Genomic DNA, 22,618 nt, shown 5'->3' on the forward strand with positions numbered 1-22,618 from the left:
TCGTCGCATTAATGATCAAAACCAAAGATGTTTACGCTTCAAAAACACGATATAGACTAGAGCTTCCTAAGCATTCTTTTATATTTCAAAACAAGTAATTCTAGAATAAACTGTAACATTTCTAAAAATTTTTATACATATAGTTAAAGATTATATAGAAAAACCATGTTACACCAAATCACATATTTACTTTTTAAGTTGAAGCTAATTCAGCCCAAAGAACGTACAATAGATTTTTGGATGGAAAACGAGCACGTAGAGAAACTAGAGTACGCTTTAAAACATGGCAATTATAAAACACGTCGTTTGGCTGCCGAGGCTTTAGAACAACTTAATAACCCATCGACTATCCCTGCTTTACTTCAATGTATAAATGATAAAGTTCAAAACGTATCTGTAGCTTGCTTAAATGCATTGGAACGCATGGGAGAAAATGACGAACTGATTAAAGCCATTGTAAAAAAACGATTTAATTGGGCTAAAAAAGTACGTGACAGTGATGCTAAGTTTAAAGCAAACAAAAATAAAAAGCACAATATATATCGTTGGGAACGCGCAAGTAAAAAATCGTTTGACCGTGTGAAAGCACAATTGAAACGACCAATGCGGTAAAATAAGTTATCAGTCTTCATTAGGTTGTCAAATTTATAGACTACTTACTGAAGACTGAATTACTTTATACTTTAATTTAGAATTTATATTCCGAAAGTCCTTTTGGAAAAGCTTCAGGGTTTGCCGCTAAATGGTAACGCGGATCATCGATATCTTCAACTATAACTTCTCTAAATTTAGGATTCGATTTATATAAAAGAAGTTTACAATCGTCACTTAAATGTTTCAGTTTAATAGACTTTCCTTCAGCTTTATATTTTTCAACTATATTAAAAATAGCTTCTATTGCCGAATGATCACTAACACGAGATTCTACAAAATCAATTTCAACACACTCTGGATCTGTTTTAACATCAAATTTATCATTAAATGCTTGTATGGAACCAAAAAATAATGGTCCCCAAATTTCGTAAGTTTTAACTTTTCCATCTTCAGAAACGCGTTTTCTTGCTCTAATTTTCTTAGCGTTTTCCCAAGCAAAAACTAAAGCCGAAATTATAACTCCAACAAAAACAGCAATGGCTAAATCAAAGAAAACAGTTACAGCAGAAACTATGATTAATACAAAAGCATCAGACTTTGGTATTTTTTTCATAATTCTAAAACTAGACCATGCAAAGGTTTCAATAACCATCATGAACATCACACCAACTAATGCTGCAATTGGCACTTGCTCTATATATTTATCTGCAAACAAGATGAAAGTTAATAAAGTTAACGCCATCATAATACCAGACAAACGCCCTCTACCACCAGCATTAACATTTATAACGGTTTGACCAATCATTCCGCAACCACCAGTTCCACCAAACAAACCACTAAGTATATTTCCTGTTCCTTGTGCTACACATTCTCTATTTCCATCACCTCTAGTTTCTGTTAATTCATCAACTAAATTCATAGTCATTAGCGTTTCAATCAATCCTACAGAAGCCGCTAAAAAGGCATAAGGCGCAATAAACTTTAAAGTATCTAAATTAAAAGGAAGGTTACTCCATAGCTCCATTAAATTTAGGTTTTTAGATAATTCATCGAAACCATTTAATCCAGCTCCACCACCATCTCTAATAAACTCACCAACGTTTATGGATTCAAGCCCCCCAAAAACAGCAATTAAAGTCACTATTAAAATAGCTGTTAAAGCTGCAGGGATTTTAGTTGTTAATTTTGGTAAACCCCAAACAATTAGCATGGTTAACAACACAAGACCAATCATTATATAAAGTGTACTACCTTGTAATCTAGATTTTACAACACCACTATCTTTTACTGAATAAAAACCATTATCCTTTATATTGAATATTACTTTTTTCGTTTTAGCATCGAAAACTTGAGTATCGGACATGATATAAACCTCTGCTCCTGTTTTTACATTTACAACAGATTTATCTTTTATAGAAAACACTTCTATATTAGAAACTAAATCTGTTACAGCACCATCACCAAAATTATAAACAAGTTCTTTAGATTCGGTTTTACGCATATTCTGACCAAAAATATCTTTTGTATTTTCAGTAAACATACCCAATTGAGCCATAAAAATAACAATAGCTAAACCGTTTACAAACCCTAACATTACTGGATGCGGAATTAATCGTACAAATTTACCGAGTTTAAAAACACCCGCTAAAATTTGAATAACTCCCATTAAAACTACAGCCGCTAACAAATAAAAGTAACCCATGTTTTCTACGGGTTGATCAAACAAAAGACCTTTAGCGTGCCCTTCTTGAATCATGTGGACAAAAATAACGGCAACTGCACCTGCAGCACCAGAAATAAGTCCCGGTCTACCACCAAAAATTGCAGAAACAATACCGATTACAAAAGCCCCAAAAAGTGCTACAATAGGACTAATTTGAGCCACAAAAGCAAAAGCTACTACTTCCGGAATCATAGCCAATGATGTTGTAATACCAGCTAAAACATCATCTTTAGCATTGGGGATTATCTTCCTTATAAATTCTGTCATAGTTTATTTTTTGAAGGTGCAAATTTACGTTTTATATACGGACAGACAAGTAGAACCTTAATAATTTGGGTTTTACACTAACTAAAACGTTTGAGAAAAGAAAAACTACTGTTGCTCTATCCAGGACAATGCATCGGCTCGACTATCAAAAAACTTTACCGCATTTTGATCTTTCCCATTTATAGTGCTTAGCGTTTTAAAAGCTAACAAACCCTCTTTTATTTTAGAAACGAAGGCTATCGATTTTACTTGCTCTAAATTTCCAATAATTTTTTGAGCTTCGAACGTGTATGAATAATGGTTCTTTTTATTTACTAAAATGGAAAATGGAGAATCTAAATTACTAAGTAAAAAATCGTGAAATTCATCAACCTCTACTTCATCAATGATTACTTCATCATTAACGATAACCTCAACTAAATGCGGATTAATAATACAAATAGTGCCAAAAGACAGTTTATAAATGTTCATTCTTTTAAACAGAACCAGAGAGATTTTTAAACAATAAACAACTGCTATATAGTGCTACAATTGTTAAGGTAATTTTACAAGTGAAAGGTAATACTTTTTTTTGAAATTCTATCTATTTGAAAAAATGCGGCCTTTGATTCTTAATAGGTTTTACTTCAGACTTTTAATTTATTTTTTCATTTATCAAGACCTAATGAGAGACATTAATTAAGATGATTTATTTTCAAAATCGACTTATTATTTTTAGATAGCTTGTAAAAATTGGTCATAAATAATAAAAATTTGTTAATTATTTTTTTATTACTAACCGATTGTTTAGTTTTGTCCTGTACTTAGAAATAATGGCAAGAAAAAAAGAATATAACGAAGATGAAGTTGTAGAAAAAGCGATGCGTCTCTTTTGGCAAAATGGTTACGAGTCTACATCTATGCAAATGCTTGAAAAAGAAATGGGCATTAACAAATTTTCCATATACTCTAGTTTCGGAAATAAGCACGGTCTATTTATTGAAAGCATAAAATGCTACAAAAGTAAAATCCGTGAGATGTTTGAAAACTTCAAAAATGCTTCTAATGGTATTGAAGATATTAAACAATTTTTCAACGATTCTGTTAGTTCTAGTTTTAAAACCGACGAACAAAAAGGATGTTTGGTTACCAATACTTACAATGAGTTTTCAGAAACCGACGACCTAATTATAAAAGAGGAAATGACTTCTTTTATGGATAATTTAAAAACATTATTCATAGAAAAGCTTAAAATGGATTCTTCAAAAGATGAAGAGACCGTATTAAAACAAGCAAATTATTTAGTACTCGCAAAGCACGGTTTAGCTGCCGCAGCAAGAGTAAACAGCAAGAAAGAAATTGAAGATTATATCGAATTGACGTTTAAAAACCTCTAATCATTTTTTTTACACTATAACTAAACGAATGTTTAGTTATTTAAAACAATTATTAAATTAAAAAGAAAACAAACATTATGACAACATTAAAAATTCACAACATCGAAAGTGCTCCAGCAGAAAGCAAACCATTATTAGAAAACTCTCAAAAAGCTTATGGAATGATTCCTGGTTTACACGGTGTATTAGCTGCATCTCCACAAATCCTTAAGGCATACCAACAATTACATGAATTATTTGTAAGCTCGTCTTTCAACGAAAATGAATTAACAGTAGTATGGCAAACCATTAACGTAGAGCATGCATGTCATTATTGCGTACCTGCACATACAGGAATTGCAAAAATGATGAAAGTTGACGACGCTATTACTGAAGCTTTACGTAACGAAACACCTCTTGCAGATCCTAAACTAGAAGCGCTTCGTACTATGACATTATCTATAGTTCGTAACCGTGGTAATGTATCTCAAGCAGATTTAGATGCTTTTTACGCTGCTGGATATGGTGAGCAACAAGTATTAGACATTATTTTAGGACTGTCTCAAAAAGTAATTAGCAACTATACAAATCACATCGCAAACACACCTGTTGATGATGCTTTTAAAAGTTTTGCTTGGAAAAAATAAAAAATGTAGTCCCCTAAAACTACAATTTAATAGCTGTAAGCCTTCCTCCTATTAAGAGGAAGGTTTATTAATAAACAAACATAAGACATGATTAAAATAACAGTAATGTACCCTAATAATGCCGATTTAAAATTCGACAAACAATATTACATTAAAAACCACAGTCAATTACTTATCGATTTATTAGGTGATGCTATCATATCTTCCGATATAAATTTCGGACTAGCCGGAGCAACTCCAGACCAACCAGCTCCTTATGTCGTTATTGCAAATTTGGTATTCAAGTCTATGGAAACATTCCAACAATCTTTCGGTGCAAATGCTGAAGCTATTTTAGCAGATTTGCCTAATTTCACTAATGCAAAACCAGAAGTTCAAATTAGTGAAGTTGTTTAATTTTTCTTACTATACAAGAAATTACACTAACAGAATTAATACGCATAACAATGGAAACAAATAAAAATAAAGGGGAATTAGATGCCTTATTAGACGTGCAACGTAAAGCAGGCATCACGAAATTCACTAAAGAAAAAAATCAAATTTATGCCGATGGTATTACCAGCGTAACAAACTCTGGCATACTAGACAAGGCATTAAACGTTGGAGATAAAGCACCTAATTTCATATTAAATAATGCTTTAAATCAACCTGTTTCCTTATACAACACATTAGAAAATGGTCCTGTAGTTTTAACTTGGTACCGCGGTGGTTGGTGTCCTTACTGCAATATCACTCTACATCATTTACAAGAAAATTTACCCGAGTTTAAAAAAGCTGGCGCAACGCTTTTAGCTTTAACTCCCGAGTTGCCAGATAACTCGTTAAACACTTCAGAAAAAAACAATTTAGAATTTAGTGTTTTAAGCGATATTGGTAATACCATTGGAAAAACATACGGTGTTGTATTCGAACTTACTAAAGAGGTCGCTTCTATTTATCAAAACGGATTCGGTTTAAACGAAAAAAACGGAGATAATAGTAATGAGTTACCCCTAGCTGCGACTTATGTTATTGACAAAAACGGAATAATTCAATATGCGTTTTTAGATGCCGATTATAAAGAAAGAGCTGAATCGAAAGAAATACTGTCTGTATTAAACAAGTTAAAGTAAAACTTCGCTAAAAACTATTAATTTTATTTTTGAATAAAAACATATCATAATGGAAACTAAGCAAAAACCTAAAGTATTATTTTTTGACGTTAACGAAACACTTTTAGATCTTACTAAAATGAAACGGTTAGTTGGAGATGCCTTAGGCGGAAACCAAGACTTGTTACCTTTATGGTTTACTACCATGTTACAATATTCGTTAGTCGTTTCGGCTAGTGGCCAATACAAACCTTTTGGACACATTGGCGCTGCAGCTTTACAAATGGTAGCAGCCAATCATGATATTAAAATTTCTGAAGATGAAGCTCGTAAAGTTATTATATCTGGCTTACGCAATTTACCAGCACACCCAGAAGTAAAAGACGCTTTATTAGCATTAAAACAAGCGGGCTATACGTTAGTCGCTTTAACAAACTCCTCGGAAGAAGGTCTGGCTAAGCAATTTGAAAGTGCCGGATTAACAAGTTATTTCGATGCACAATTAAGCATTGAAGGCGCCGGTAAATTTAAACCATTTACAGATACTTATACTTGGGCGGCAAACGAATTAAACGTAAAACCTGAAGCCTGTATGCTAATTGCAGCACATGGTTGGGATGTTGCTGGTGCACTTTGGGCCGGATGGCGCGCTGCTTTTGTAAGTAGACCAGGGCAACAAACGTTTCCGCTTGCTCCAAAATCTGAAATTGAATTACCCGATTTAAAACAAGTAGCAGATATTCTTGTTACCTATAAATAGGTTTAAAAAAACCAACTAAACATTGGTAATAATAAACCAAAAAATGAAATAGTAAAATGAAAGAAAAACTTAAGATAGATATCGTTTCTGATGTTGTATGTCCATGGTGTACCGTTGGATATAAACGTTTAGAAAAAGCGATAAAAGAATTAGGAATTGAAGATCAAGTAGATATTGAGTGGCAGCCTTTTGAATTAAACCCTAACATGCCAGCTGAAGGACAGGATTTACACGAGCATATTGCTGAAAAATATGGTTCTACAGATGAGCAACAAAACGAATCGAAGCAACGTATGGTAGAAGCTGGTGAAGAACTTGGCTTTACTTTCGATTATTTTGATGGTATGCGCATGGTTAATACTTTTGAAGCTCATATTTTATTAGAATATGCAAAATATTTCGGAAAACAAACCGAATTGAAAATGACGCTTACCAAAGCATTTTTTACTAACCATAAAGATGTTTCTAAACGCGATGTTTTAAAACAAGCTTTATTAGATGTTGGTTTAGATGCTGAAGAAGGTTTATCAAAATTAGATAATGAAGATATTCGTTCTGAAGTAAAAACCAAAGAGGGTTATTGGCAACAATTGGGAGTAAGCTCTGTTCCTACTGTTGTTTTTAACAGAAAAAGTGCTGTTACAGGAGCACAACCTGTAGATACTTTTAAACAAGTGCTAACCGAATTATTACAAGCTCAAAACGCACCTGTTTCCGAATAGGTTCTTTTGCTTTCAAAATAAAATAATAAATTCTAACGCGTTTGTACGCTATGGTATCACAAAAAACCATGGTTTGCAAACGCGTTTTTTTATTAGTGACATTTGGCGTAAAATCATTAAAAATCTTTCTGCCACGCCATAAAAGATATAACTATCTTTGCGCTTCATAAAATATAAATGGCTTTTACTTTACTTTCCTCTCCATTGCAGGGTTTTACAGACTTTAGATTTCGTAATGCTTTCCATCATTATTTTGGAGGTATCGATACCTTTTACTCACCTTACATTAGGTTAAATGGTAAGTTTAAAATTAAAAGTTCTTACCAAAACGATTTACTCTTAGAAAACAATGATACCCTAGAGGTGATCCCGCAAATTATAACCAACGACGCCGAGGAGTTTTTGTTTGTTGCTAAATATGTACAAAGCTTAGGTTATAAAGAATTGAATTGGAATTTAGGTTGTCCATATCCTATGGTTGCAAAATCTGGAATGGGTTCTGGTTTAATTTGTAATCCTGCCAAAATCGATAATATTTTAGAACGCGCACACAAAGAAACTGATATTTTAGTATCTATGAAAATGCGTATGGGTTATGATCATGCAGAAGAAATTCTAGACGTATTCCCTATTTTAGATCAATATCCGCTTAAAAACATAGCTATCCATGCGCGTATTGGAAAGCAACTTTATAAAGGCCCTGTAGATTTAGATGCCTTTGAGCGTTGCACAACCAGTACCAAACACAAACTCTACTACAATGGAGATATTACTAGTGTTGAAGCTTTTAAAAGCATACAGGCTCGTTTTCCGAGTTTAGATCATTTTATGATTGGTCGTGGCTTAATTGCCGATCCCTTTTTACCACAAATGATAAAAAACGACACTACAGAATATCCTAAAAACCGTTGGACTATTTTTGAAGAATTTCATGATACGATTTATAATCAGTATGATGAATACCTTTCTGGACCAACACCTATTAAAATGAAAATGTTAGGCTTTTGGGAATTCTTTTCACAATCCTGCTCAAATCCGCAGAAAACATATAAAGCGATTAAAAAAGCTACTAACCCTTTTAAATATAAGCAAGCAGTTAGTTTGATATTGGCTAATGAACGTAAGCTGAATAGTTGATTTTTTTTACTTCAAATTAAAATAGATTAAAGTCTCTTTTAATTATTCCGATAATTAGACAACATATGCAAAATCTGCCATTGAATGCGTCAGTAAAAAATAAAATCTGCTTCAAACAAGTTCAAATAAAATCTTTCTTCTAAGAACTAACTCAATTTTGGTAAACGCGAGTTATAACGCTTTAAAAAGAATCCTATAGCAAGTATCGCACAGACTTCTCTCAATTATGGTATATTGCAGTAATAAATTACATTATTATGAAAATAAACTTATTGTCTTGTGATGCTCAAAGACCAGATAGAAGAGCGATAGCCAAATGTATTGCTGAAGTTTCATCTAACATTGATGGATCCTTAGCGAATGAACTTACCGATATACTATTAGAAGGAGATCCCGTAGATTTTGATGTGGATGATAAAAACTCAGGTTCGGCTTTAAGAGCTTTGCGAAAACTAAGTATTGATTATGAAATTATAGAATAAATAAAATCACCTAACTAAAACTTCACTTTTAACAATAAGAATTTTAGTTTCTTGCAACACGTCTTTTTGTTCATCAAGAAATTGATTTATTTTAATTTCAGAATCAGTCATTTCAATAAGGTGAGGATGTTTAAAATGACGAATTTCACTTATGCCCCAATTAACTTTCTGATTAGCCAAATAGCCTTTACTAACATTTAGATGTAAAACCTGCTCTATTCCAAAGGCTTTTGCTCTTTTAATGAGTTCCGTTGAAAAATCTGAGGTATACATTTTTTTCCAAAAAGATTGATCCTTTATTTTCTGACCATATTCAAAATAGATCCGTATTGTAGCAAAACCCTTCATTTCTTCTCCCTTTTTTTACTGATTTCAGATAAAGAAAGCCCCTTCTCTCGCATGAATACATCGTTTTTTGGACTTCCTATTATTTGCGAAGAATAAACCCCAGAATGACCAGAAAACAAATAGGCCGTAGAACAAGCCAAAGCAATAAAAACACCCGACTCTATTCCAAAGAGTTCTATTCCCATTATGGTACAAGCAATAGGTGTATTGGTTGCTCCAGCAAAAACGGCAACAAACCCCATTCCTGCAAGTAAACCCATTGGCAATGGTATAAACCATATTAATACATTACCTAAGGCTGCTCCAATAAAAAACAAGGGTGTTACCTCGCCGCCTTTAAAACCTGCTCCAAGCGTAAAGGATGTAAATATAAGCTTTAAAAGAAAATCGTAAGAATTAAGGTTAACATCAAAAGCTTCAACAATTGTAGGTATCCCGAGACCTATATATTTTGTTGTTCCCATAAAATATACGGCAGCAGCCAATATTACACCACCAATTACAGGGCGTAACGGCGGGTATTTAATATGCTTACTAAAAAGATGACTCCAAAAATGGGTTGATTTTGAAAAAAGCATGGCCACTAAACCAAAAATAATTCCGGCCAATAAACACCACAATAAATTTACGGGCGTCATTTCTGCAACGGTATTAATATGATAATGCGTATGAGATACATTCCATATTTCACAAAAATAATTAGCAAAAATTGCAGCCATAAAACTCGGAATGATAGACTCTAAACGTATTCTACCCAACACCAATACCTCTAATGCGAAAATACCACCTGCTAATGGTGTTCCAAAAACAGATGCAAAACCCGCACTAATACCAGCTATCAAAACAATTTGTCTATCGCGTTTTGATAAATTGAAAACTTTGGTAAACCTATCGGCAATAGCACCACCAATTTGTACAGCTGTACCTTCCCTACCAGCGGATCCTCCAAAAAAATGTGTTAAAATCGTTCCAAATAAAACAAGTGGAACCATTCTAAAAGGAATTACTTTTTTAGGTGAATGAAATTCCTCTAGCAGTAAATTATTCCCTTTTACAACACTACTTCCATATAAATGATAAGATATACCGATTATAAAACCACCAACTGGTAATAAAGCGATAATCCACAAATGAGATTCTCTCCAATTTGTGGCCCATTCTAAGCTTAATAGAAAAAAAGCAGAAACACTTCCAGCTAAAGCGCCTAATGTTAAACAGATTAAAACCCATTTTAAAAGATACAATAAAGACGGAATTTGTTCAAATGAGAATAAAAAATCTTTAATTTTATTTTTTTCCATATTGCTTTTAATAAATCACTCTACAGAGACATAAGCCTTTAAAGGTAGATGTTATTAGCTCCAAGCGGAACCGTTACAAGCAGACTTTATTGCCAAAATTGAAATGCAAATATAAACAAAAAACCGTTTTCTATCATGGTATATAGCTTATTGCTGGTTCTAACTTAATGACTAAAACTTAGGCCTGTTTTTTGTTCAGGTTATATGTGCTAAATTAGATGCTAAAACAGAAAAAAGCACCTTCGCTATAATTTAACTCCAAAAATATCATCTTCATAGAATTATAATAAATGAAACATCTATATTTAACAGTATTAGCATTAATATTTTTGGCTTGTAACCAAGGAAACGGCCATAAACAAACTTTAAAAGCAAATACTAAAATTAAAGACAATTCTATCTCTGGAAAAACACCCAACATCTTGTTTTTAATTGCAGATGATATGGGAAAAGAAGCCATAAGTGGTTTTCAAGAAGGAACAATAAAACCGAAAACACCACATATAGATAATATACGGAATTCGGGATTAAGTTTCAGCAATTTCTGGACGTATCCAACTTGCTCACCTACAAGAGCATCAATGATTACTGGTAAATATGGATATCGTACCAACGTGAGGTGGGCAAACCAAATATTAAGTCCATCAGAATTAATATTACAAAAGTATATAAACAATAAAACGAAAAATAAATACGCAACTGCTCTAGTTGGGAAGTGGCATTTATCTGGCCTTGATGCAACTTCCATAAATCCGGAATCTTTTGGATTAGATTATTATGCTGGTATTTTTAAAGGTTCGGTAAAAGATTATTACAATTGGCCTTTAATGGAAAATGGTATGAATAAAACCTGCACAGAATATACAACTACCAAATTGACCAGTTTAGCTACAGATTGGATTGAGCAACAAGAAAAACCTTGGTTTATGTGGTTGGCGTATAATGCACCACACACACCGTTCCATGTGCCACCAAGTGAAATGCACAGTCAAGGTAATATACCAGAATACAACAGTGAATTAAACCCAATACCTTATTTTATGGCTTCTATTGAAGCTATGGATTATCAAATAGGGCGCTTATTGAATTCACTTTCTGAAGCTGATAAAGAAAACACAATCATCATTTTTATTGGAGATAATGGAACAGAGCCGGTTGTAACTCAAGCACCTTATGGCAAAAATCAAGTGAAAAGAAATTTATATCAAGGTGGTATTAACATGCCAATGTTCATTTCAGGAAAAGGTGTTACCCGAAAAGGTATAGATAATAACTTAATTACTAGTAGCGATATGTTTGCAACAATATCGGAAATTACAGGTGTAGATATTCCTGAGATTAATGATAGTAAAAGTTTTAAATCGCTTTTTACTAAAGAAGACGTTATTAGAACGTATCAATATTCGGAAATGAAAAACGATACTAAAGATGCTTGGACTATTAGTAATGGCACATACAAGCTTATGGTTTTTGGTAACGGCAATAAAGAAATATATAATTTAAACGATGATCCGTACGAAAAAAACAATCTTATAAAAGCGACTTTAACACCTAGTTTACAACAGGTAAAAACAGAATTAGAACAAGAATTACTTAAAATTAGAAATTAAAGAATCTGCTTTTTTGATTATTATTTCTGGCTATTGATATTAGTGATCTATATCCCGATTTTTAGATTATCGCCATGTTTAAAGCTTCCTATTTGTAGTATTTAAACGGAAAACATTTACCAGTAAACAATGATATTTATAAAAGTCCGAAACCATAGCAAGCACATGCGTTAGGGATAGAGGCATTGTTGAAGCTCTTTTTGTGTTGTTGCACCTATGCAACACAAAAAAGCGACTGCCGAAAGCCCGACCCTTTTCGGGTAACGCCCAAAACCTTTAAAATATAAAAAGCCCGTCAACTTACGCTAACGGGCTTTTTGCTTATAGAAAAAGTTAGACTTATTCGTCTTCTTTCTTTTTTCCTTCTAATTTACTTATAGTATCATACATTACTGGTGTTGCTATAAATAGCGACGAGTACGTACCTACTACTACACCTACTATTAAGGCGAACATGAAACCTCTAATAGAATCTCCACCGAAGATAAAGATTGCTAATAACACTACTAATGTAGTTAATGAGGTATTTAATGTACGGCTTAATGTGCTGCTTAATGATGCGTTTACTACGCGATCGAATTTCCAGCTTGTGTGCTCGTTGAAGAACTCACGAACTCTATCGAATACTACCACGGTATCATTTAATGAATATCCAATTACGGTTAATATTGCTGCTATAAACGCTTGATCTATTTCCATTGAAAATGGCATGAATTTATACGTTAAAGAGAATACACCTAATACGATTAATACATCGTGGAATACTGCTGTTACAGCACCAAGTGAGTATTGCCATTTTTTAAATCTAATTAAGATATAAAGGAATACTACGATTAATGATCCTAAAACTGCCCAGAATGATTCTTGTTTGATATCATCGGCAATAGTTGGACTTACTTTATCGGTTTTTAATAATCCTACTGTTTTTGTATCGGCATCGCTAATGAATTCTTCATAAGAAAGACCTTCGAAATAAGGTTGTAAAGCTGTATAAAGAGTTTTACGGATTTGCTCATCGACTTCAGATCCTGTTTCTTCTACTAAATATTTTGTAGTAATTTTAACTTGGTTAGCATCTCCAAATATTTTAGCGTTTGCACTACCAAATACATCTGGGCTAGAAAGTACACCTGTAATTTCTGACGCACTAACATCGTGGTTAAAACGAACTTGATACGTTCTACCTCCAACAAAATCAACACCTTGATCTAAACTGTTTGTAAATAAAGATCCTAAACTTACTACGATAAAAGCACCAGAAATGATGTATGCTATTTTACGTTTCGATAAAAAATCGATACGAATATCACGGAATAAGTTTTTAGTCATTGCTGTAGAGAACGCTAAGTTTCCACCACGATTAGAATACCAATCGATTAGTAAACGTGTGATGAAAATTGCAGTAAATAATGATGTACCAATACCAATAATTAAAGTCGTTGCGAAACCTTTAATTGGTCCTGTACCAAATATAAATAAGATTAATGCTGTTAAACCAGTAGTAATGTTGGCATCTAAGATTGAAGATAAAGCGTTGCTAAATCCATCTTGAATGGCTTCTTTTTGTCCTTTACCCTTGGCGAGCTCCTCTCGAATACGCTCAAAGACCAGCACGTTCGCATCCACCGACATACCAATAGTTAAAACAATACCAGCAATACCAGGTAATGTTAACACAGCTCCTAATCCTGAAAGGATACCGAAGATTAAAAGGATGTTTAATGCCATAGCAACATCTGCAAATGCACCAGCTTTACCGTAATAAAATACCATCCAGATTAACACTAATGCTAAAGCAATCATGAACGACATTTTACCGCTATCGATAGCTTCTTGACCTAAAGATGGTCCAACAACTTCACTTTGAATAATATCTGCAGAAGCAGGTAATTTACCAGCACGTAATACGTTTGCTAAATCGATTGCTTCGTTTAAGCTAAAATCTCCAGAGATTGAAGAGCTACCACCTGCAATTGGTCCGGTTGTTACACCTGGAGCAGAATATACCACGTTATCTAAAACAATAGCAATTTGGCTACCTTGTGTGTATGCATTACCAGTCATTTCTTCCCAGATTTTAGCACCTTTTGCATTCATTTGCATTGAAACCTCAGATTTACCTGTTGGTCCAAATTGGTTTCTAGCATCTGTAACTACAGCACCACTTAATTCTGGTTCGTTTTCTCTGTTTCCTTTTAAAGCATATAAGTCTAATAACTCACTTCCTTTTTTAGGTTTTCCGAAAACAAATTTTGCGTAACGTTGCTCTGCAGGAAGTAAAGCACGTACTTGAGACATACTTAAGTAGTTCTCGATAGTTTCTTTATCTTTTGCTTCAAATTGAGCAATGATTGGTCCACCTTGGTAACCTTGACCTCTAATTAAGTCGAATATTGGGTTAACCGTTGAAACAGTAGTAGAATCTGTTTCTGCTTCACCTAAAAGATCATCAATTGCAGAATCTTGTGCATTTTCTTCATCTTGTGGCTCTACCTCTGCAGTTTCTGTTTTTGGAGAAACTATATCTTTTAATACTTCGTTAGCTTGCGCTAAGAAAGGAAAAAATTGTTCGCCTTTATAAGCATCCCAAAATTCTAATTGTGCTGTACTTTGTAATAATTTAATAGCACGCTCTTTATCTTTTACACCTGGTAACTCTACTAAAATACGACCTGATGTTCCAATACGTTGAATAGTTGGTTGTGTTACACCAAACTCATCGATACGTTTACGTAAAACCTCGAATGCAGAAACTACAGATTCATCAATTTTAGTTGAGATAATAGCTTTAACTTCGCTATCAGTCATATTTCCGTTAATTTCACCATCTAATGCTTTAGTGTAAAAAATATCTGGTGAAGCTAATTTTGTATCTCCTTTAATTTTATCAAAAGCGATAAAGAAATCCTCTAAATACGTGTTCTGACTGTTTTTTTGAATTTCGGCAGCGTCATCTAAAGCCTTATTGAAAATAGGGTCTTTTGTATGATTAGCCAATCCTTTCAAGATATCTCTAATAGATATTTGAAGTGTAGCACTAATACCACCTTTTAAGTCTAAACCTAAATTCATGGCTTTTTGTTTCACTTCATTATAAGTGAATTTTGCGATACCCATATTAAATACAGTATCTGTAGCGATAGACTCTAAATAAAAAGTCTCTTCGGCGCTACGTTTTGCACGGTAACCTTCTTCGGTATCTGCAATTTTACTAATTGCAATCTCCTCTGCCTTGTTCTCAATTTGTTTCGCTTTAAACGTGAATGATAATTGGTAGATACTTACCAAACCAAACAAAAGCGCAAATAATTTTACTAATCCTTTATTTTGCATTGTTTTAATTTTAGTGTGTGTCAAAAGTTTTTCGACGCGCAAATATATTATTTACGGTCAATATCTGACAATATTTAGGTTGAAATTGATTGTGTTTGTTTTTGAATGATGAAATATTATAGGCTATCAAAATTTACTATTGAAAGTTGAGCCTTATAAATCCATCTTTTTAGCAAGTTGGTCCTGCCCTGCCTTCTGGAATTTTATGAAGATTATTCTCTGTAGAAATCGAAATGTTCCTACGCACTTTATAAGCCGTTTTAACCGTGTGTTTTTCTATGGAAACATTTACAACTTCAATAAAAAAGAAAGCGTTAGGATCTGAAAAACGATCACTTTTAGTATCGGTTGTTAAAACACATTTACCATCAAAACCTAATCCAGTATTATTCGAGTTTTGAATTTCGAATACATCAATATTATAGGCAATATTAGGTGCTTCGGAAGGTAATTCTGCTTGTTTTTTCTTTTTACTGAAAGCATTAGAGTCTAAGTTATGCTCTAAATCTTTAGCAAAAATTTTTTTTATACTAGCAATATCGGCATCACTGTAGTACGTGATTTTTAATTTACCATTAACAGTTTGCTGTACTTTAATTTGGTTTGCACCAAGTGCGTACAATTGCTGCTTTACTTGTGCAACCGCTGTTTGAGCCTCATTTGAGGTAACCTCAACATGATTAAACTCTAATACAATTTCTTGATTAGGCGCATTGAATTCTTGCTCTGAAATAACAGCCAAGAAACTCAAAATAAAAATTATAGCACCTATGTACCTTTTTAATTGCATACGGCAAATATAAAAAAATAAAGGCTGTATTGCTACAGCCTCTATATATTTATGTTATTTAACGATTTAAGACTATAAATCTAATAAACCATTAGTTTTTGATACACCTTCTGCACTAGCTTGCATGTGTGCTTTTTCAGCAGCACTTAAAGGAATATCAACAATACTTTCAATACCGTTTTTACCTAAAATTACAGGTACACCAATACAAATATCATTTAATCCGTATTCACCTTCTAAATAAGTTGAACATGGGAACATTTTCTTTTGGTCACAAGCAATAGCTTGAACTAAACTGCTTACTGCAGCACCTGGCGCATACCAAGCAGAAGTTCCTAATAAACCTGTAAGGGTTGCTCCACCTACTTTAGTATCTCCAGCAACTTGCTCTAAACGTTCTTCACTTAAGAATTCTGAAACTTTAATTGAGTTTCTAGTTGCGTGAGACGTTAATGGCACCATACCTGTATCACTATGTCCACCGATAACCATACCGTCAACATCGCTAATAGGTGCTTCTAAAGCTTCAGCTAATCTGTATTTGAAACGAGCTGAATCTAAAGCTCCACCCATACCAATAATTCTGTTTTTAGGTAAACCTGTAGATTTATGAACTAAATAAGTCATAGTATCCATTGGATTACTCACAACAATAATAATTGTGTTTGGAGAATATTTAATTAAACTTGAAGAAACTGTTTTTACAATTCCTGCATTAATTCCAATTAACTCTTCACGAGTCATTCCTGGTTTACGAGGAATACCAGAAGTAATTACACAGATATTACTTTCTGCTGTTTGACTATAATCGTTTGTTACACCAGTGATTTTAGTGTCAAACCCGTTTAAAGATGCGGTTTGCATTAAATCCATGGCTTTTCCTTCAGCATAGCCTTCTTTGATGTCTAACAAAACGACTTCTGATGCGAAATTTTTAATAGCAATATATTCTGCGCAACTTGCGCCTACTGCTCCTGCTCCTACTACAGTTACTTTCATAAGTTTAATTTTAATAAAATTATTATAATATTTAGTTGACAAAACCCTGAAAACACAGAATTACAGTCAAGCAAATTTACGAATTTATCTTCTATTTCTTTAACAAGAACGCATATAAATGTGGTACAATTTTAAATAAAAAAAAGTGCAGAAAGATTTCTGCACTTTTATAACAACTAACTAAACTAAACTAAATAAAACTAAACTATTAACTAAATTTTTTCTTTACTAAATCCGAAATTAAAGCTTACTAAAAAAGCACTAAATCCGATAATATTATTTTTATAATTAGGCTCAATTAACCTAACTCAAATTTACTTTTTCTTGCTAAGAAAATAAATTAATAATGACATTAAACTCAAAACTTTGTTTTCATTTCGGAAATCAAGATTAATAAGGCTAACTTTTTCATTTTGATTCTCTTAGCTGAAACAAAGATACACTTATTTTTACATTACACAACTTTTATCGATAAAAAATGTACTTAAGCGATCTTTTTAGTAAATTGAACAAAAAAAAGCCTCAACAGTATAACTGTTGAGGCCTTAATAATATAGACTTCTATCTACCTACGCATCAATATTTGCGTAAACAGCATTCTTTTCAATAAATTCTCTACGAGGTGGTACCTCATCACCCATAAGCATTGAGAACACTCGATCTGCTTCAACACCATTATCGATTTGAATTTGACGTAACGTTCTAAATTCAGGATTCATTGTGGTATCCCAAAGCTGTATCGCGTTCATCTCACCCAAACCTTTATAACGTTGAATTTTAGCACCGTCACCATAAAGTTCCATTAATGCCAAACGTTCTTCATCATTCCAAGCATATTCTTTTTTAGCTCCTTTTTTTACTAAAAATAAAGGTGGTGTTGCTATATAAATATGTCCGTTTTCTATTAATTCCTTCATATATCTAAAGAAGAAAGTAAGAATTAATGTTTCAATGTGAGAACCATCTATATCGGCATCACACATGATTACTATTTTATGGTATCTTAATTTTGAAAGATTAAGGGCTTTACTATCTTCTTCCGTTCCAATAGTTACACCTAATGCCGTAAAGATATTTTTAATCTCTTCATTTTCAAACACCTTATGAGACATCGCTTTTTCAACATTAAGAATCTTACCCCTTAATGGTAAAATAGCTTGAAACGCTCTATCACGTCCCATTTTAGCCGTTCCACCTGCAGAATCTCCCTCTACAAGGTAGATTTCACATTTTTCAGGATCCTGCTCAGAACAGTCACTTAATTTACCAGGTAAACCACCAATACTCATTACTGTTTTACGCTGTACCATTTCACGAGCTTTTTGAGCTGCATGACGTGCTTGTGCTGCAAGAATTACTTTTTGAACAATGATTTTAGCATCATCTGGATGTTCTTCTAAGTAATCTGTTAACATTTCTGAAACCGCTTGACTAACTGAAGCCGAAACTTCCCTATTACCCAACTTCGTTTTAGTTTGCCCCTCAAATTGAGGTTCTTGAACTTTTACAGAAATAATTGCTGTTAATCCTTCACGGAAATCATCACCAGCAATATCAAATTTTAGATTTTTTAATAAACCAGAATCATCCGCATACTTTTTAAGGGTATGTGTTAAACCACGACGGAAACCAGAAAGGTGCGTTCCACCTTCATGAGTATTAATATTATTTACATAAGAATGTAAATTTTCTGCGTAAGATGTGTTATAAATCATAGCAACCTCAACAGGCACACCATTCTTTTCACCTTCAAAAGCGATTACATCTTTCATTAAAGGCTCACGAGTAGCATCTAAATACGTGATAAACTCTTTTAAACCTTCTGTAGAATGAAATGTTTCACCTTCAAACTCACCATCTTCTTTTTTACTTCTTCTATCTATTAAATGAACCGTGATCCCTTTATTAAGGTATGCTAACTCACGTAATCTACTCGCCAAAGTATCATAACTATACTCTAAAGTTTGAGTAAAAATAGTTTCATCTGGTCTAAACGTAACCGTAGTTCCACGTTTATCTGTTTCACCAACTTTTTTTACTGGATATAAGGCTTTACCGCGCTCATACTCTTGTTCCCAAACCTCTCCATTTCTAAAAACTGTTGCTGTTAAATGTGCAGATAATGCATTTACACAACTTACACCAACACCGTGCAATCCACCAGAAACTTTATAAGAATCTTTATCGAATTTACCACCAGCACCAATTTTAGTCATTACAACTTCTAGAGCCGAAACGCCTTCTTTTTTGTGTAAATCTACAGGAATACCACGACCATCATCTTCTGTGGTAATCGAGTTATCTTCATTAATTATAACTGTAATATTGTTACAATGTCCAGCCAATGCCTCATCAATAGAGTTATCGACAACCTCGTAAACTAAATGGTGTAAACCTCTTGTACCAACGTCGCCAATATACATCGATGGACGCATACGCACGTGCTCCATACCTTCTAACGCTTGAATGCTATCGGCAGAATAATTGTGTTTATTAAACTCTTCTTTAGGTTCGCTCATAAATTATGATTTGATATTATTTTATTATTAACACCCGCTCTTCAGCAGAACAAATAAAACTAGCTGAATTATATTTCATCTTGAAAATCCAGAGTTTCATTAGCATAAAAAAAGATGCTATAAAGCATCCTTTTGAATACAAACAAATATACAAATTAAAATCACATTTTAAGCGCACTTTATCGACTTAAAGCAATAATTATCAACATTTGTTAATTATTTAAAAACGTCTTAAATCGCTTAAAAAACACCTTAAATTAAATCCAAACCATCTTAAACATGACTTGTTAACCTGAAAAATAGAAAAGTGGCTTAAAATTGATGTTTTGGATTACAAATATCGCGATTTTATGATCTCGGTATGCCAAATTTCATGTCCTAGAACGATAAACGCAGCTGCTCTAGACGACAACTTATTACCACTAGCATGACCAATAAACTTTAAATCTTCGGAAGACAAACTGTTTAATAAAATAATAGAATTTTGTCGAACTGCTAGATATTCTTCAATAAGCGCTTCTAAAGATTTCTCATTTGCTTTAGATGGCGCAATATAATCGTCCTGCTCAAAACCAGCCAAAGCTGTTTTATCGTGTCTGCCAATTCTAAAACAACGATGCATCATAACACGCTCGGTATCTATAATATGCAGAAACACTTCTTTTACAGTCCATTTACCTTCCGCATAACGATATTCAAGTTTATCTTTAGGAATAGCTTTAAAAAAATTAACGATACTCCCTTTCCCTATTTCAAAACCAGTTTTCAAATCCCATGCTTCAGGGATTTGATTAATATAACCTCCATAAAACGAATTGAACTCTTTATTATTTAAATCTGTAGCTTTCATATATTAAATTTTAGCTTGGTAGGTGTATAAATCAAAATAGCGTCCGTTTAAAGCAATAAGCTCATCGTGAGTACCACGTTCTACAACATGGCCAGCTTCGATAACTAAAATTTGGTCTGCTTTACGAATTGTACTTAAACGGTGCGCAATTACAATGGTGGTTCTATCCTTTATTAATTCTGATAAACTTTTCTGAATTAAAGCTTCACTTTCGGTATCTAAACTCGATGTAGCTTCGTCTAAAATAATCACTTTCGGGTTTGCTAAAATAGCACGTGCAATAGCCAAACGTTGACGTTGACCTCCAGAAAGTTTCACTCCACGCTCGCCTATTAAGGTTTCCAAACCATCATCAAACCTATCGGTAAACTCATTAACATAAGCAGCTTTTACAGCGTTTTGTAATTCGGTCTCCGTGGCGTTTGGTCTCGGAAACATGATATTTTCTTTTATGGAACCTTCAAACAAAAACTCATCTTGCAAAACGACTCCCAAATGTTGGCGATAACTACTTAATCTAACTTTAGATAAATCTTGATTATCAATAGTTACTTTACCCGATTTTGGAGTTAAAAAGGTAGCAGAAAGTCCAGCTATAGTAGATTTTCCAGAACCAGAACTACCAACCAAAGCGGTTACAGAACCTGCTGGTGCTTTAAAATTAATATTATGCAATACATCTTTGCCTTCTTCATAAGAAAAAGAAACATCTTTAAATTCAATATCACCTTTTAAGGTGTTTACTTCAATCGTTCTATCTTCATTATCTTCTTCGGCCGTCATGTTCATGAGTTCTTCGGTTCGATCTAAACCTGCCAAAGCTTCGGTAAGCTGACTACCAATATTACTCATTTGTACAATAGGCGCAATCATAAAACCAAGTATTAATGTGAAGAAAAGGAATTCACCAGTCGTCATCTCACCTAGCATCATATAATAACCACCAATCCCCATAATTCCGGTGGTTGCAACGCCTATTAAAAAGGTTGAAGAACTAGTCATTATAGCTGTGGCTGTTAAACTCTTTTTAACATTTTGAAACAATTGATCTACGCCTTTTTCGAATACAATATTTTCTTGCTCCTCGGCATTAAAAGCTTTTATTACACGAACACCAGAAAGCGTTTCGGTAAGTCGGCCTTTTACTTCAGCATTTATTTTCCCACGTTTTCTAAAAATTGGACGAATATATTTAAAGGCTCTAAGTGCTATATAACCAAATATTGAAAGTGGCACGAATACAAAAAGCGTCATCCAAGGGTTTAGCTTTATCAAGATTATTAAAGATACAATAGCCGTAAATGTTCCACCTACTAATTGTACTAATCCAGTACCGATTAAATTTCGAACACCCTCTACATCGCTCATTATTCGTGATACTAATGCGCCAGATTTGGTATTATCGAAAAAACTAATAGGCAATGAGAGTACTTTTTTCTGAACCTGTGCTCGCAATTCACTTATTAAATATTGTGCTTGCACGCTTAAAATTTGAGTAAGCAAAAATGAGGTTACCGCTTGTACAGTTATGGCCGCAATAACAATACCGACAAGATTGTATAACATCGACATATCTTTCCCTGGCACAACTTCGTCTAAAAGCACTTTACTTTGCCACGGCAGTACTAAACCCGCCAAACTGCGAATTACTATTAATAATAACCCCAATAGAACCAATTTTCGGCGTGGCCAAATAATAGTTCTAAAGGCCTGTGCCATGGTGACTTTTTGTTTTGTTTTATCTTTAGGTGAAGCGGATTCTTTAAAGTGCTGCATATTAAATTTTAGTATATTAAAAATACAAGTCAATAAAGATACCATAAGTGGGGTTTATGACATATTTTCATTTGCTTTTTTTTGATATGAATTTTATAAACCCACCTAATTATTGGTTGTAAATCCTAAATTTTACAAGTTAGCCCGCGCAAGGGATTGAACGGCATGTTTGAGCTCTTTTTGTGTTGTTGCGCCTATGCAACACAAAAAAGCGAGTAGAGAAAGCCCGACCCTTGGGGTTGCGCCCAAATTATTTTTTGAAGAAACGTCTGTTTTAGGCCACTTATTTACTACTTTTATTTACTTTTTAAACT

General features: G+C 33.5%; 20 protein-coding genes. 10 read left to right on the forward strand and 10 right to left on the reverse strand.

All coding sequences use genetic code 11. The features are described 5' to 3' along the window. Positions 1-165: 165 nt before the first annotated feature. The gene (locus tag GQR97_RS01900) at positions 166-612 is read left to right on the forward strand and encodes a HEAT repeat domain-containing protein (RefSeq protein ID WP_158844563.1); all 447 of its coding nucleotides are present in this window, start codon (positions 166-168) and stop codon (positions 610-612) included. A 76-nt stretch (positions 613-688) separates the two neighbouring features. Here the strand turns inward: GQR97_RS01900 and GQR97_RS01905 are convergent, their stop codons facing one another. Beyond that, on the reverse strand, positions 689-2,584 hold the full coding sequence (locus GQR97_RS01905; protein WP_158844566.1) for a SulP family inorganic anion transporter: 1,896 nt from the start codon (positions 2,582-2,584) through the stop codon (positions 689-691). Between the two features lie 105 nt (positions 2,585-2,689). Beyond that, on the reverse strand, positions 2,690-3,055 hold the full coding sequence (locus GQR97_RS01910; RefSeq protein WP_158844569.1) for a hypothetical protein: 366 nt from the start codon (positions 3,053-3,055) through the stop codon (positions 2,690-2,692). A gap of 341 nt (positions 3,056-3,396) precedes the next feature. Between GQR97_RS01910 and GQR97_RS01915 the strand changes: the two genes are divergently transcribed. From GQR97_RS01915 to GQR97_RS01950, 8 genes are all read left to right on the forward strand, one after another. Then, positions 3,397-3,960 carry a TetR/AcrR family transcriptional regulator gene (locus GQR97_RS01915; protein WP_158844573.1) on the forward strand — a complete coding sequence of 188 codons (564 nt, stop codon included), beginning with the start codon at positions 3,397-3,399 and terminating at the stop codon, positions 3,958-3,960. Between the two features lie 77 nt (positions 3,961-4,037). Beyond that, the gene (locus tag GQR97_RS01920) at positions 4,038-4,586 is read left to right on the forward strand and encodes a carboxymuconolactone decarboxylase family protein (protein ID WP_158844576.1); all 549 of its coding nucleotides are present in this window, start codon (positions 4,038-4,040) and stop codon (positions 4,584-4,586) included. A gap of 87 nt (positions 4,587-4,673) precedes the next feature. After that, positions 4,674-4,982 carry an EthD family reductase gene (locus tag GQR97_RS01925; protein ID WP_158844579.1) on the forward strand — a complete coding sequence of 103 codons (309 nt, stop codon included), beginning with the start codon at positions 4,674-4,676 and terminating at the stop codon, positions 4,980-4,982. A gap of 50 nt (positions 4,983-5,032) precedes the next feature. Continuing rightward, positions 5,033-5,698: a peroxiredoxin-like family protein gene (locus GQR97_RS01930; protein ID WP_158844582.1), complete on the forward strand. Its 666-nt coding sequence runs from the start codon at positions 5,033-5,035 to the stop codon at positions 5,696-5,698. Between the two features lie 49 nt (positions 5,699-5,747). Continuing rightward, positions 5,748-6,437, forward strand: coding sequence for a haloacid dehalogenase type II (locus GQR97_RS01935; protein ID WP_158844586.1), 690 nt, complete (start codon positions 5,748-5,750; stop codon positions 6,435-6,437). Positions 6,438-6,493: 56 nt separating this feature from the next. Further along, the gene (locus GQR97_RS01940) at positions 6,494-7,159 is read left to right on the forward strand and encodes a DsbA family oxidoreductase (RefSeq protein ID WP_158844589.1); all 666 of its coding nucleotides are present in this window, start codon (positions 6,494-6,496) and stop codon (positions 7,157-7,159) included. 177 nt (positions 7,160-7,336) lie between these two features. Then, on the forward strand, positions 7,337-8,296 hold the full coding sequence (locus GQR97_RS01945; RefSeq protein ID WP_158844592.1) for a tRNA dihydrouridine synthase: 960 nt from the start codon (positions 7,337-7,339) through the stop codon (positions 8,294-8,296). Positions 8,297-8,553: 257 nt separating this feature from the next. Further along, positions 8,554-8,778: a hypothetical protein gene (locus GQR97_RS01950; protein WP_158844595.1), complete on the forward strand. Its 225-nt coding sequence runs from the start codon at positions 8,554-8,556 to the stop codon at positions 8,776-8,778. Positions 8,779-8,784: 6 nt separating this feature from the next. On the opposite strand, the gene GQR97_RS01955 is transcribed toward GQR97_RS01950, so the two are convergent. Next, complete coding sequence (locus tag GQR97_RS01955) at positions 8,785-9,126, reverse strand: DUF190 domain-containing protein (RefSeq protein WP_158844598.1); 342 nt, start codon at positions 9,124-9,126, stop codon at positions 8,785-8,787. Next, on the reverse strand, positions 9,123-10,427 hold the full coding sequence (locus GQR97_RS01960) for a voltage-gated chloride channel family protein (protein WP_158844601.1): 1,305 nt from the start codon (positions 10,425-10,427) through the stop codon (positions 9,123-9,125). Before GQR97_RS01960 ends, GQR97_RS01955 begins: the two co-directional genes overlap by 4 nt. A gap of 290 nt (positions 10,428-10,717) precedes the next feature. On the opposite strand from GQR97_RS01960, the gene GQR97_RS01965 reads away from it, so the two are divergent. Next, the gene (locus GQR97_RS01965; RefSeq protein ID WP_158844604.1) at positions 10,718-12,037 is read left to right on the forward strand and encodes a sulfatase-like hydrolase/transferase; all 1,320 of its coding nucleotides are present in this window, start codon (positions 10,718-10,720) and stop codon (positions 12,035-12,037) included. 339 nt (positions 12,038-12,376) lie between these two features. Here the strand turns inward: GQR97_RS01965 and secDF are convergent, their stop codons facing one another. The 6 genes from secDF to GQR97_RS01995 form a co-directional block, all read right to left on the reverse strand. Continuing rightward, a complete protein-coding gene (secDF, locus tag GQR97_RS01970) occupies positions 12,377-15,370 on the reverse strand; it encodes a protein translocase subunit SecDF (RefSeq protein WP_158844607.1) in 2,994 nt (997 codons plus the stop codon). 169 nt (positions 15,371-15,539) lie between these two features. Beyond that, on the reverse strand, positions 15,540-16,160 hold the full coding sequence (locus GQR97_RS01975) for a hypothetical protein (RefSeq protein WP_158844610.1): 621 nt from the start codon (positions 16,158-16,160) through the stop codon (positions 15,540-15,542). A 72-nt stretch (positions 16,161-16,232) separates the two neighbouring features. Further along, on the reverse strand, positions 16,233-17,159 hold the full coding sequence (gene mdh / locus GQR97_RS01980; RefSeq protein WP_158844613.1) for a malate dehydrogenase: 927 nt from the start codon (positions 17,157-17,159) through the stop codon (positions 16,233-16,235). Positions 17,160-17,728: 569 nt separating this feature from the next. Further along, positions 17,729-19,678, reverse strand: a complete 1,950-nt coding sequence (gyrB, locus tag GQR97_RS01985) for a DNA topoisomerase (ATP-hydrolyzing) subunit B (protein WP_158844616.1) — start codon at positions 19,676-19,678, stop codon at positions 17,729-17,731. 331 nt (positions 19,679-20,009) lie between these two features. Next, the gene (locus GQR97_RS01990) at positions 20,010-20,528 is read right to left on the reverse strand and encodes a DinB family protein (protein ID WP_158844619.1); all 519 of its coding nucleotides are present in this window, start codon (positions 20,526-20,528) and stop codon (positions 20,010-20,012) included. A 3-nt stretch (positions 20,529-20,531) separates the two neighbouring features. After that, positions 20,532-22,304, reverse strand: coding sequence for an ABC transporter ATP-binding protein (locus GQR97_RS01995; RefSeq protein ID WP_158844622.1), 1,773 nt, complete (start codon positions 22,302-22,304; stop codon positions 20,532-20,534). Positions 22,305-22,618 lie beyond the last annotated feature (314 nt).

It is taken from the genome of Algibacter sp. L1A34 (assembly GCF_009796805.1).
Classification (GTDB): Bacteria; Bacteroidota; Bacteroidia; order Flavobacteriales; family Flavobacteriaceae; genus Algibacter.

What these genes read in the sequence shown, in the direction of transcription:
- gyrB (WP_158844616.1), bottom strand. Translation starts at nt 19,678, where the DNA reads ATGAGCGAACCTAAAGAAGAGTTTAATAAACACAATTATTCTGCCGAT.
- GQR97_RS01975 (WP_158844610.1), bottom strand. Translation starts at nt 16,160, where the DNA reads ATGCAATTAAAAAGGTACATAGGTGCTATAATTTTTATTTTGAGTTTC.
- GQR97_RS01920 (WP_158844576.1), top strand. Translation starts at nt 4,038, where the DNA reads ATGACAACATTAAAAATTCACAACATCGAAAGTGCTCCAGCAGAAAGC.
- GQR97_RS01955 (WP_158844598.1), bottom strand. Translation starts at nt 9,126, where the DNA reads ATGAAGGGTTTTGCTACAATACGGATCTATTTTGAATATGGTCAGAAA.
- mdh (WP_158844613.1), bottom strand. Translation starts at nt 17,159, where the DNA reads ATGAAAGTAACTGTAGTAGGAGCAGGAGCAGTAGGCGCAAGTTGCGCA.
- GQR97_RS01905 (WP_158844566.1), bottom strand. Translation starts at nt 2,584, where the DNA reads ATGACAGAATTTATAAGGAAGATAATCCCCAATGCTAAAGATGATGTT.
- GQR97_RS01915 (WP_158844573.1), top strand. Translation starts at nt 3,397, where the DNA reads ATGGCAAGAAAAAAAGAATATAACGAAGATGAAGTTGTAGAAAAAGCG.
- GQR97_RS01945 (WP_158844592.1), top strand. Translation starts at nt 7,337, where the DNA reads ATGGCTTTTACTTTACTTTCCTCTCCATTGCAGGGTTTTACAGACTTT.
- GQR97_RS01990 (WP_158844619.1), bottom strand. Translation starts at nt 20,528, where the DNA reads ATGAAAGCTACAGATTTAAATAATAAAGAGTTCAATTCGTTTTATGGA.
- secDF (WP_158844607.1), bottom strand. Translation starts at nt 15,370, where the DNA reads ATGCAAAATAAAGGATTAGTAAAATTATTTGCGCTTTTGTTTGGTTTG.
- GQR97_RS01935 (WP_158844586.1), top strand. Translation starts at nt 5,748, where the DNA reads ATGGAAACTAAGCAAAAACCTAAAGTATTATTTTTTGACGTTAACGAA.
- GQR97_RS01965 (WP_158844604.1), top strand. Translation starts at nt 10,718, where the DNA reads ATGAAACATCTATATTTAACAGTATTAGCATTAATATTTTTGGCTTGT.
- GQR97_RS01925 (WP_158844579.1), top strand. Translation starts at nt 4,674, where the DNA reads ATGATTAAAATAACAGTAATGTACCCTAATAATGCCGATTTAAAATTC.
- GQR97_RS01960 (WP_158844601.1), bottom strand. Translation starts at nt 10,427, where the DNA reads ATGGAAAAAAATAAAATTAAAGATTTTTTATTCTCATTTGAACAAATT.
- GQR97_RS01950 (WP_158844595.1), top strand. Translation starts at nt 8,554, where the DNA reads ATGAAAATAAACTTATTGTCTTGTGATGCTCAAAGACCAGATAGAAGA.
- GQR97_RS01900 (WP_158844563.1), top strand. Translation starts at nt 166, where the DNA reads ATGTTACACCAAATCACATATTTACTTTTTAAGTTGAAGCTAATTCAG.
- GQR97_RS01910 (WP_158844569.1), bottom strand. Translation starts at nt 3,055, where the DNA reads ATGAACATTTATAAACTGTCTTTTGGCACTATTTGTATTATTAATCCG.
- GQR97_RS01940 (WP_158844589.1), top strand. Translation starts at nt 6,494, where the DNA reads ATGAAAGAAAAACTTAAGATAGATATCGTTTCTGATGTTGTATGTCCA.
- GQR97_RS01930 (WP_158844582.1), top strand. Translation starts at nt 5,033, where the DNA reads ATGGAAACAAATAAAAATAAAGGGGAATTAGATGCCTTATTAGACGTG.
- GQR97_RS01995 (WP_158844622.1), bottom strand. Translation starts at nt 22,304, where the DNA reads ATGCAGCACTTTAAAGAATCCGCTTCACCTAAAGATAAAACAAAACAA.